The sequence below is a fragment of the Microvirga sp. 3-52 genome, assembly GCF_018383585.1.
Lineage (GTDB): Bacteria > Pseudomonadota > Alphaproteobacteria > Rhizobiales > Beijerinckiaceae > Microvirga.
Genome location: NZ_JAHAMK010000060.1, coordinates 1 through 11438, shown reverse-complemented (window position 1 = coordinate 11438; position 11438 = coordinate 1). Strand labels below are relative to the sequence as shown.

The 11438-nt window shown below is 63.2% G+C and carries 8 protein-coding genes and 1 pseudogene; 2 read left to right on the top strand and 7 right to left on the bottom strand.

Annotated elements, in window-relative coordinates; genetic code table 11:
* Nucleotides 1-532 precede the first annotated feature (532 nt).
* Nucleotides 533-1621, top strand: a complete 1089-nt coding sequence (locus tag KHP60_RS25370) for a DUF1612 domain-containing protein (protein ID WP_311925328.1) — start codon at nt 533-535, stop codon at nt 1619-1621.
* Here KHP60_RS25370 and KHP60_RS24155 read toward each other — a convergent pair.
* The 4 genes and pseudogenes from KHP60_RS24155 to KHP60_RS25765 form a co-directional block, all read right to left on the bottom strand.
* Nucleotides 1602-1838 carry a lysozyme inhibitor LprI family protein gene (locus KHP60_RS24155; protein ID WP_213566825.1) on the bottom strand — a complete coding sequence of 79 codons (237 nt, stop codon included), beginning with the start codon at nt 1836-1838 and terminating at the stop codon, nt 1602-1604. The two genes, KHP60_RS25370 and KHP60_RS24155, sit on opposite strands and share 20 nt — an antisense overlap.
* 329 nt (nt 1839-2167) lie before the next feature.
* Complete coding sequence (locus KHP60_RS24150) at nt 2168-2740, bottom strand: L,D-transpeptidase (protein ID WP_213566824.1); 573 nt, start codon at nt 2738-2740, stop codon at nt 2168-2170.
* Nucleotides 2741-2861: 121 nt separating this feature from the next.
* Entirely contained in the window at nt 2862-3662 is an 801-nt protein-coding gene (locus tag KHP60_RS25770; protein WP_311925327.1) for an App1 family protein, read from the bottom strand.
* Nucleotides 3631-3759: pseudogene (locus tag KHP60_RS25765) on the bottom strand (hypothetical protein); the annotation flags it as partial. The gene KHP60_RS25770 and the pseudogene KHP60_RS25765, both read right to left, overlap by 32 nt.
* Nucleotides 3760-4867: 1108 nt before the next feature.
* Here KHP60_RS25765 and KHP60_RS24140 point away from each other — a divergent pair.
* Nucleotides 4868-6118: a sensor histidine kinase gene (locus KHP60_RS24140; RefSeq protein WP_213566823.1), complete on the top strand. Its 1251-nt coding sequence runs from the start codon at nt 4868-4870 to the stop codon at nt 6116-6118.
* Nucleotides 6119-6240: 122 nt separating this feature from the next.
* Here the strand turns inward: KHP60_RS24140 and KHP60_RS24135 are convergent, their stop codons facing one another.
* From KHP60_RS24135 to KHP60_RS24125, 3 genes are all read right to left on the bottom strand, one after another.
* Nucleotides 6241-8628, bottom strand: coding sequence for an AI-2E family transporter (locus tag KHP60_RS24135; protein WP_213566822.1), 2388 nt, complete (start codon nt 8626-8628; stop codon nt 6241-6243).
* Between the two features lie 393 nt (nt 8629-9021).
* The gene (locus tag KHP60_RS24130; protein WP_213566821.1) at nt 9022-10146 is read right to left on the bottom strand and encodes an NAD(P)-binding domain-containing protein; all 1125 of its coding nucleotides are present in this window, start codon (nt 10144-10146) and stop codon (nt 9022-9024) included.
* A gap of 41 nt (nt 10147-10187) precedes the next feature.
* Nucleotides 10188-11159, bottom strand: a complete 972-nt coding sequence (locus tag KHP60_RS24125; RefSeq protein ID WP_213566820.1) for a zinc-binding dehydrogenase — start codon at nt 11157-11159, stop codon at nt 10188-10190.
* Nucleotides 11160-11438: the final 279 nt, after the last annotated feature.

Here is an 11438-nt window from a genome sequence, read left to right as displayed (position 1 = left end):
CGCATTCTCCGGTTTGACGCCCGGCTCGAGGCCTCGGGTCTCGCCGCCGGGTGGCAGTCGCGCTGCGACATGACCGAGGCGGTGCGCGCCCTGATCCTCGATGGCCATCTCGTCGATGTCGGAGACTTGGTGCTGCACGATGCCGGCATGGATGTGCGCCATCCCACCCATGAGCTCACCCGCGCCGCGGCCGCCCTGCGCGCGCGGCGCACCGCCACGGCCAGGAAGGCGCCGTGGCCGCTCTCCATCGACGGCCTCGCCGCCCTGAGGGGCATCGGCGGTGTGGCCGAGGACGCGAGCCTCCGCTCCAAGGGCCAGAAGCCGAGCCCGGACGATGAGGAGGCGTATCCGCTCTATGCCAACGATGCCGATCCGTGGAAGGCGCATTTTGCCGAGATCGATGCTCTGCTCGACCGCACCAACCAGGTGCTCGCCGGCGAGACNCCTGCGCGCGCGGCGCACCGCCACGGCCAGGAAGGCGCCGTGGCCGCTCTCCATCGACGGCCTCGCCGCCCTGAGGGGCATCGGCGGTGTGGCCGAGGACGCGAGCCTCCGCTCCAAGGGCAAGAAGCCGAACCCGGACGATGAGGAGGCGTATCCGCTCTATGCCAACGATGCCGATCCGTGGAAGGCGCATTTTGCCGAGATCGATGCTCTGCTCGACCGCACCAACCAGGTGCTCGCCGGCGAGACCCCGCTGCGCAAGAGCCGCTCGCATCTGGTCTACGATCCGGATCAGGATGAGGCCGAGGCGGAAGACCTGTGGCTCGAGGTGGTCAAACGCACCAGCGGCTGGCCGGCCATCGCGGCCGCATCTGTGGCGTGGAACGCGTGGCTCGATCTCAACCTCTACACCCGCCTGCCCTGGCTCGGCCTGATCATGGCCGCCGCCATCCTGCGCGCCCGCGGCCTGACCAACCACCTGCTGCCGCTGGCGGCCGGGTTCAAGCAATCTAGGTTCCGGCCGCGGGGCCGGGAAGGGGCGCGGGAGAAGCTGGCGGGGTTCTGCCACGTGCTGGAGGAGGCGCTGAGCCTCGCCCACAAGGATCTCGACCGGCTCATCCTCGCCCGCGAGCTGATGAGCCGGGTGACCAGGGAGTGCCGCAGCAACTCGAAGCTGCCGGGGCTGGTCGAGCTGTTCCTGTCGCGCCCGCTGGTGACGGGGCCGCTCGCGGCCAAACTGCTGAAGGTCACCCCGAAAGCCGTCGANACGAACCCGCTACCGCGCCTGGGGTATCGTGTAGAGCTTATTCACTTGGCGAGATCGCCAAGATTAATCGAGCCCCACCATCTTGGGCGTCGTGGCCTCGACCCCCGAGATCGTCGGCACCTCGGCCTCAAGTTCCTTCAGAGCCAACTCCCGCCAGTAGCGGCGCTCTGCGGTGTCCTTCCCAACCTGCTCCTCTCCGGCGACGACTGCCCAGCCGGGTCCCTGCTCATCGGCCAGTTGCTGGGCTCGTGCCGTGATCTCCTCTTCCGTAACCCGCGGCGTGGCCATCGAGGATCTCCCTATTCATGGGCGGCGAAGGCGATCATGCAGGCCAAGTGTGACGGGACGGTGATGAGCACAATCCTGCTAGGGCGCTCCTCATTGACTGCAGTCAGACTGGACCACGCTTAGCGAGAGCTTCAAAGCCGCCTCTCAGCTGCTGGACGCGCTCCTGATAAGCTTTGCTTAAGCTGGCTCGGTCGGCTTCGCAGGCCACGCGCTGCTTGAGCCAGGCAGCCTGCTTGTCCTCCATGTCACCGCGGGCGCCCATGCCAAGCAACGGCTTGAGCTGGGTATAGAGGATTGCCATCTCGACATCCTCGTCGTTCAGCTGCCGATCGGCACACACGGCCTTCTCGTCAGCAGTCTCAGCTCTGGAGCAGTCGAAACTGGCAGCCCCGGCAGGCCGCCATCACCAGGGGCAACAAGACTCGTGAGGTGGAGAGCGTTCCTGATCGTGTGATCATCCTCGAAAACCTGACTGTTGAGCAAACCCCTCCAGCCGACCGAGGCTCCCAGTCACAGAGAGTTGTTGTGAAGCAGGGCTAACAGAGGGTGAGGGGCGTGAGACATGCCCGAGAAGATCCTCAACCAAAGCTCGCTGGACAGGTATCTGCCGATCTGGCGTGGCGCACCCGCTCGGCATCACTGCCTGGTTGTTATAGTGGGCTGGCCGCCTCACGGATTTCTGCTGATTTCAGGTCGAGAGCGACGCCCGCTACCGCCGGCCATGATCCCCACTGTCAGCGGGTCGAAGCTGGTCAGGCGGCTGTAGTCGCCTCCCGCGCCAGATCCGACCGCCAGCCCGGTGCCGATCGGGTCCATTCCGGTGATCTCGACCCGCGTGTTGCCGGGTCCTTCCACCATCACGAGATCGAACAGAAGGCTCGCGTGCCTGGGCGCCAGCCGCACGCAGCCGTGCGAGGCTGGGGTCCCGAGGTGGTTCGTAGCCCGGCTACCGTGAATGGCATGGCCCGCATCGGTGAAGAAGATCGCGTGCGGCATCGGTGCGTTGTCCCACTCCCGGGAGTAATGCACCTTGGACAGCCGTGACGGCGTGAAGGTGCCGACCGGAGTGGAGTAATCGACCGTGCCCGTCGAGACCGGCCAGGCATAGCGCTGCTGCCCGTTGACGGACACGGTCATGCGCTGGGTCGTCTTGTCGACTACGATCGACACCTCGGCGACAGCTGGAGCGGCTAGGACGATGCCGCCGAGCAGTGCAATCACGGATGAGAAGGCTCTGCGCATCGATAGCCTCCGGTGTCGTTCCAGTCTGGTTGAGGCGCTGCATGAAGATGACTGCTGAGAACGGCTAAGGTTCCAACAACCTGGAGGTTGACCTCTTGAGCCAACAGCCACTCACATCCCATCAGAGTTCCTTGAGCTGCTCCTGCGCCTGCGTCTCGACAATCACATTGGGCGGCATCGGCTCGGATCCGCTCTCAACCAGATCCTGCAAGTCACCCTGCGCTACAGCCTCTGCTGTCCTCGTCGGAGTAGACCTTTGAATGCCGTAGGTCTGCGACTCAAGCTCAGTCGGATCGGCAGCCATTCTCTCGTTCCGGACTTCAGAGACAGTCTCTGGGGAAACGAGACTAAGGCTCGCGGCGTGCTCGGCCATCGCCACGCTGTCGGCTGCCAGCACTAGGCTGCTGCCCGCACCAGCTACAACCTTGGCGAGGTCCTCAATCTCTCTGGTCCTCTTGGGATCACGTGAGACATTGCGAATGTAGACCGCCAGCACCCGCCCGGGATGCTCCTCAACAATCTGACGGTAGATCTCGGGATCGTGCTGACCGCTGTCGCCGATGAGAATGAAAGGCAGCTCACCATAAAGCGCCAGCATGTTGTGGATCAGCTCGCGCTTGTGGTCCTCTGCTTTGCGGGGCAGCGGACTTGTCCAGGAGACACCCCATTCGCGTAGGAACAGGATTGGGCCAACGGGGATGCCATGCCGATCGAAGAACTCCTCCAGCACCTCGTAGATGCCCCAGGGCGCGCGTGAGACATAAAGCATGGGGTTCTGCTGGTCGCCGGAGGCACCAGCGTGCAAGGCCCGGTACAACGCCCCCGACCCCGGGGAAAGCCACCCGGCTCTGCGCGTCCTCGACGAACAGGCGCCACAGAATCCTGAGCTTGTTGGCGACACCAGTGTACATGACCGTGTCATCGATGTCGCTGATGACCACATACCGGCAACTGGCGGGTGGGATGAAGATCTGAGCCTGCGCCTGAACCGCCTGGGGCTGCGGCAGCGTCAGATCCATGGTGTGCCATGAACGGGCGGGCGGGGGCGGCAGGGCAGGGGAGAGATGGATCCGGAAGTAGCCGTCCTTGTCGGTGGTGAAGGTCTCTTCAGCACCATAGAACCGGGCTGTCACGACAGCATTGGGGATCGTGCGGCGGGCAATGCGCCGACCGATATTGCGTAAGTTAGTCCGGAGGTCTCCTCGTCCGGTCTCCAAGTGCGGGCTCGATTGCCGGAATACCCGACCAATTAGGAAAACCTCGGAGCGGGATCCATATCCGCGGTAGGGATGGATGACCACGCCTCTTTCGCCTTGCGCCTCCTGCACGGGTCGGGCAGCGATGCCCAGCGGATCAGTGCGCCCAGCCATTTCCTCTCTGCGCCGGTGAGGCTCATTGCGTTCACCCTGCATCCTTGTCTGGTGTTCCAATGAGGTGGGTCGTGGAAAAGATCCTGGAAGTTCTGCTCAGTTGAGCCATAACACCCTTGCACCAGCGGCGGCAGGCCAGGCTCGATCCGCTACGATAGCGAAGAATTTCTGACTTTTAATCAGAGTGCCCCGGGTTCGAGTCCCAGCGCGCTCACCACATCAAACCCTTAACCGGCAAGGGTTTTATGGCTTTCTTGTCTCTGCAGTCTGCCACTATTTTCTCCCGGGTAACGCCACGGGTAACCGCAGAAGAAACTCGCGCAATCCGCGCGAACACCGAGGCAGTTTGCACTGGGTAGCCAAAGGTCCGCAATTTCGCTATGAGCAGACCTTCATTGGGGTCGCTCTACGTTACACTTTGACCCACAACAGACATTCCTTTAGTCGGGCGAGAGTGATCCGCCGCACCCTGGAAGAAGGCGGGTCCGTTCGGGAGCTGCGGCCGGCTTTGGTGTTGGGGAACGCACCGCCGCAGATAGGAACCCCGCGTGATCTTCCCAGGGATATCGTTGACCGGGGACCCGGCAGCCGTGGCGCGATACACCTGGTCGCGTTGACCCTGAGGCGCTGGCCCTCGTGGCAATGCGGCGACCAGACCTTCTTGATCGCACTAGACAGGATCTCCTTGAACGAGCCGATAAGCTTCGCAGCGTGCCTGCTGGCGGAGCTTCGGCTGCGGCGGAGGCATATGGTAACAATGAACGAGCTTGGCCTATGGGCGTTCTCTCAGGGCGGCAAACGGGAGCATGAGGAATTGGAGCCTGACCCACAATCCACCGATGCCGATCAGGGAAGAGCCGAAGATCGGGTCAATGCCTTTCAGCGGGGCGGCGGCCCGTTCGTCGCCGCGGTCGAAGCCACCCGCATGCCCATGGTGGTCACCGATCCCACGGTGAGCGGCAATCCCATCGTCTATGTGAACCAGTCCTTCATTGACCTCTTCGGGTACTCCCGCGAGGAGGTCCTGGGCCAGAACTACTTCTTTCTATCCGGTCCTGACACCGATCCTGAGGTGGAACGGCACATCCGGGCCGCCATGATGGCTGATGAACCCCTCAACCTCGAGATCCCACTTCGGGCCAAGAACGGCCGGGAGGTCTGGGCGGCACAGTTTGTCAGCCCTGTCCACGACGACCAGGGTCGCGTGATCCAGCACTTCGCGTCGTTCTGGGACATCACCCGCCGCGTCAGGGCCGAGCGCCGCACCCGGCGCTTGAACGAGGTGCTGGAGAGCCGGGTCAAGGAACGAACCCAGGAGCTTCAGACCGAACTGGACCGCCGACGTGCCCTGGAAGGTGTCCTGACGGAGAGCGTTCGAGAGAAAGACAAGCTTCTTGGTCAAAGGAGCGTGCTGCTGCACGAGGTCAATCACCGGGCCAAGAACAGCATTGCCATGGCGATTTCGATGCTGCGCCTTCAGATGGTACGCCAGGGCAATCCTGGTGTTTCGGAAGCGCTAGAGAACGCCATTCAGCGGCTCGACCATCTCGCCCGCATTCACGAGCTTCTCTACCGGCAGGACAGCAACGATGTGCAGTCAGTCGACATGGCAGGCTACCTGACGGAGCTATGCCTGAACTTCAGCCATCTCCGGAGCCCGGAGGACCATCGCATCGAACTCACGAGCGACGCGGATGACATTACCTTGGATGTTGATCGGGCCATCAACGTAGCCCTAATTGCCGGCGAGGCGATCACCAACGCTCTCAAGCATGCCTTTCCCGACAAGCGGCGAGGTGCGGTTCGTGTTGGGTTGCATCAGGAAGGGGAGGATGTGCTTCTGTCCATCGAGGATAACGGCATCGGCCTTCCTGCCACTCCACGCCCAGGGTCCATGGGCATGCGGCTGATCGAGGGCATGGCCCGCAGTCTCAATGGCACCTTGACCATCGAGGGCGAGCGCAGGACGCGGATTGGCGTGCGCTTTCCAGCCAAGCTAGGATCGTAAGCCCATCCGGTCGACCAGAGGCATTCCAGTCGTCCTCAGGCGACGATCAACTCCGTGAGGGCAGAGTTTGGCACCGGGCTGACCTAAGCTGACTTCTACCATAAAGGGACTGAAGCAGATCTTCATACGGCCATGCTTGAAGGCTGTCCCTGGCCGAGGATAGCCACCAGCTCGTCAGCCATTTCCTGAAGGCGTTGGCGGTCGGGTTCCGGGAATTCGCGTGGTTTGGTGTCGATAACGGAGAGGCAGCCAACGGCCAACCCGGAAGACGTCCGCAATGGAGCTCCGGCATAAAAGCGGATGCCCTTCTCCAGAACAAGCGGATCGTCGGCGAACCGGGGGTCCTCGGTCACATCTTCGGACACGATCACCTCGTTCGCCGCTACGACGTACGCATCTAACGTCCCGTGAGCGGAGTGCTCGATGGCCTGGTGACTCACGGGGGTACCGGTTGTCTCATCTCTGGGATAGGCGACCTCGTCGGCCAGCGACACGAGGGCGATCGGCGCACCAAAGGCTTGGGCGACTTTCCTGGAGATCTCGTCGAAGCGCTGTGCGCTCACGGAGGTCAGGTCGAGGTCGCGCAGCGCAACAAGCTGCTCTTGCTCCGTGGCGGGACGGATCGGGGACGGTCCCGCCGCGGAAGTCGGGCGCGAGAGCCATGCATCCACTTGGTTGGTCCAAACTTCTAGGGAGCTGAATGCCGCATCAGCCGCCATCTGTTTCGCGAGCGCATCCGTCTGCTCTGTACTCGGCGCTGGGTTCCAGCAGCAGACCGCGAGCTTCACATGGGGTGCCCGGCGCCGGAGGCGACGGCAGATATAGCGGGCATACACCTGCGGCTGTGAGTGGAGATAGGATAGGCAGACGACGTCCACACCCTGGAGATCGAGCTGCTCCAGGGCCCCTTGGCTAACGGCGATTGGCGGCAGGACACGCGCACCAATGCCGCGTTCCCCGAGCACCTGCGCCATCATCTCGGCCGCCGCACGATCAAGCTCCGTGCGCCCGGCCACACAGAGGAGCGACGGCTGTTGCGCCTCATCGGCAGGCGGCAAGTGGTCTTTGTCGGTCCCTGCATTCGCTTGGTCGCCGGAGGCTGCCTTTTCCCGAACGTGGTCCTCGATCTCCCGGACGACACAGATTGCCGTATCGGCAACGAGACGTCTGTAATTGGTGTCCGTGGTGCTGAGTTGGCGGTCGTTCTCTGCCAAGCGAAGAGCGGGGATGGCGACATTGTCGTAGAACTCACGCGAGGAGTGCTCGTCGACGTAGTCCTCGGCCAGTTCGACTGCCTCCTCCAGATTGCCGGCGAGAAGACGCTGATAGAGACGCTCTTCCGGTGCAAGAACCGGATCGCTGCCCAGGAGGATGCCTAGAAACTCGAGACGCGGCACGTAGCGGCCAATGACGATCAGGCAGACTGTGAGAGGTGTCGCCAGGAACAGCCCGACGGGACCCCACAAGGTCGTCCAGAAAATCGCCGCCATGATGATGGCGAGCGACGACAGGCCCGTGCTGGAGCCGTAGAGCCACGGCTCGATGACATTGTTGCTGACGAGCTCCGCCAGAAGGAATAGTCCGACGACCCAGAACAGCATGGTCCAGCCGGGATCGACCGCGATGGAAAGGGCAATGGGGAAGAGGGCTGCCAAAAAGGGACCCAGATAGGGAACGAACCGCAGCACTGCCGCGAGCAAGCCCCACAGCACCGCGTTGGGCACGCCGATGAAGTAAAGGGCAAGCCCGATTGGAACCCCGTAGGTCAGGTTCACCAGGAGCTGCATCAGGAGATAGCGGCTGACCCGGGCGGCTGCATCGTTGATGGCCTGGGTGCTCTTCTGGAGATCACCTGCTCCGGCAAGCTTGATGAAGCGGTCGCGCAGATCCTCCCGCTCGAGCAGCACGAAAATCACGAAGATGATGACCAGGCCGGCGGTCGCGAGCGGCGCCAGCAGAGGGCCAACGATAGTCTGGATCATCTCCAGCGGGCGGCTGCCGGGAGGCTCCAGCCTGACAGTGATCGGTTCCTGCGGTGTGCTTCCACCGAGCGCAGAGCCGGGTGCCTGCGCCGGCTTGTCCTCGGGTCGCCCCTCGCCGGAGATTTCCTTGCCGAGATCCTGGATCGTGGTGGTGACCCTTTCAATAACACCGCCGCCTGTCGCCGACTGCTGCAAGGATCGTATCTTCTGGGTGATGGTCGTTTGGTAAGACGGTAGGTTGTTGGCAAGTTGGACAAGTTGACTGCCAACAACGAAGCCAATGCCGCCGATGGCGATGAAGGCAATGGTGACGGCAATCAGCACTGCGGCGATCCGGGGCAGCCTCAGGCGCCGGAGCCAATTAACCAAAGGCGTAAGCGCAAAGCTCAGGAGTATGGCGAGGGCAAAAGGGATGAAGATGTCTCGCCCGACGTAAAGCCCTCCGATGGCCAGGACGATACCGCCGGCGGTCAGAAGAGGGGAACTCGCGGGCTGTGCAACTGGTGGGGGAAGGGCTGGGCCAGCCATGATACGGTGCTCTCAGCTCAGGTTGCTCACAGGACAACCCGACCTTGGCTCATTGGATCCGCTCCCCCATCCGAGGGTCACTTACCGGGAGGGAAATGTAAGCACAACAGCCCGCCAGGCCACGACAAAGGCTGGCGGGCATCGATTTGAAATCTCCTGCATGCGAGTTGAGTATAGTTCGTCTCGCGTCGGAGGCTTGACATTCCAGAGTGCGCCACGGTGGAACGGCAGCTAATGGCACGGGGCTGACCTTAGCCGTACTTCCGCACTGCTTGAATGAGCGGACTTTCGTTCAACTCTTGCTCCTACCGAGTTTGACCCAATTCAGACCTTCCCGCGTGCGCGAAATGGCTGCCGGCCTCGCGGGGCGGGCGGATTCCTGGTGGTCCACCCTCACCCGAGTTCAAGGAACGCCATGAGTTCCTCCGCAGCGGCCCGGCCGGCCCGGTTGGCCCCGATGGTGGAGGCGGAGGGGCCGTAGCCTACCAGATGCACCCTCGGGTCCTTCGCGACCTGCGTCGCCAGCCGTCCGGTCATGACGATGCCTCCTCCAGGCTGACGCAGCATGAGCGGCGCCAAGTGATCGAGGGAACTGCGAAAGCCGGTGCACCAGAGGATCACGTCGGCGCGGAGCGCGGTCCCATCTGACCAGCGAACCCCGTCCTCCGTGATCTCGCTGAACATGGGGCGCCGGGTCAGCACCCCGCGTGCTCGCATCGCCGCGACGGCGGGAGTGCCAGGGATCCCGGTGACCGAGACAACGGACGCGGGCGGCAAGCCGCGGCGCACCCGGTCCTCCACCATCGCCACGGCGGCGCGCCCGACCTTCTCGTCGAACGGACCATCCCGGAACTCGGGCTCCCTCCGGGTCACCCAGGTGGTCGTGGTGACGCGCGAGACCTCATCGAGTAACTGGATCGCCGAGATACCAGCCCCCACGACAATGACATGCCGGCCCGAGAATTCCTGGGCGGTGCGGTAATCCTTCATGTGCAGTTGCCTGCCCGTGAACCGCCCGGCTCCGGGTATGTCGGGAACGTAGGGGCTCTCCCAGGTTCCCGTGGCATTGATGAGTCCGCGTGCGGAGACCTGGATCCGGTCCGTCTCGACCCTGAAGTGATCGTGCCTGTCGCAGACGACCTTCACCGCCACTGGGCGATAGACCGGCAGTTCAAACCGCTTCTCGTAGGCCGCGAAATACTCCGGGACGGCGACGCTCGCCCGCACCTCCGGGCTGTTCGTACCGATCACCTCGGAAAAGGGCATCCCCGGCAGGTCATGAATGCGATTGACCGTGCTCAGGGTCAGCGAAGGCCAGCGGTCCTGCCAGGCGCCACCCGGTCCTGGAGACTGGTCGAGCACCACGAAATCCTTGTGCGGCGTTAATCCCAGCCTCTTGAGATGGTAGGCCGCCGAGAGCCCAGCCTGACCAGCGCCGATGACAACGATCTGGACCTTGAGCGCGATGCCTGGGGCGGCGGCATTTGGTGGCGAAGAAAGGGTTGAAGGGCTGTCCATCGGCACGCAGGCTCGGCTCCTGGTTGCTTCTGCAAGCCTGATCACCGCCCGCGTAGGACAACCTTGCCCTTGCGACCGGGTTCGGTGCTGGCGCGCACGGCGTCGGCGATCCGATCAAGCGGGAAGGCGGCGTCGACCGGGAGCGTAAGCTTGCCACTGGCAGCCTCGGCGACGACTTCCTCGAGCAGACGGCCGATCACGTCGGGTGCGAGGCGCGGCTTGGCACCCCAGAAACCCCGAATGGTGATCTGTTGGAAGATCGCGACAGACGGCTCGATGCGAATTGGCTGGCCGCTCAGGGCGCCGAAGATGACGATCTCGCCGCCGTCAGCCACCAGGCAAGCAAGTTGCGCGGGGCCGTCCCCGCCCACGGAGTCGAGCCCGGCGCGGATCGATCCATCACCGACAAGATCGCGGGCGCGCGCTTCCCAGCCGGGCTGCTCGGTTGACACGACGTTGGTGATGCCGGCGGCGGCAAGTTCGGCGACCGCCGCGTCACGCCGAACAAGGCTGAGCACGTTGACGCCCTTTTCCGCGCCAAAGCGCGACAGAAGGCGTCCGACCGCGCCATTGGCACTGTTCTGCACGAGCCAGTCGCCGCGCTGAAGGCCAAGGTCGGCCAGCACCATCTTGGCGCTGAGTGGCATGGCGATGAGCTGACAAGCTGTCTCATCATCAATGCCATCGGGTACGGGGCGTGCGTACCTTGCATCGACCAAGTAATAGTCGGCCCAGGTCTGCTGGGCGCCGCCGATCACGCGCTGACCGACTTGGAGGTTCTCGACCCCAGCGCCGAGTTTTTCCACCACGCCGAGCGCCTCCGTACCGCCGATCGCAGGCAGCGGGGGCTTGATGCCATAGGTGCCAGCCACGGTCATCAGGTCATGATTGTGGATGGGGGATAGGATCATCCGGAGCAACGCCTGCCCCGGCCCAGGCGCTGGCCGCTCACGCTCGGCAAGGGTCAACACCTCGGCCGGGTCGCCGAACCGTTCGAATACAATGCTTTGCATGAGCAATCCCTTTGTCGAGATAGGTTCTTCAATTAGGTTGGGTGGTCCCGAGGGCAAGATTTGGCACGAGGCTGAAGAAACGCTTCGGTCTGCTCATGAGGCGGCGAGCAGACCTTCATTCCATCTGCTGTTCGTTACTCCATGACCCTGGTTGTGTAAAAACGCAGGCAGCGGGACAAGGCAGGTAGTGGTAGGATTGCCCAGCCATGTTCGGGGGATCCGATGAGACGCTTTGTCGAAGGCGTGGATCGCGGCCAGACCACCCTGTTTCCCGAAAGC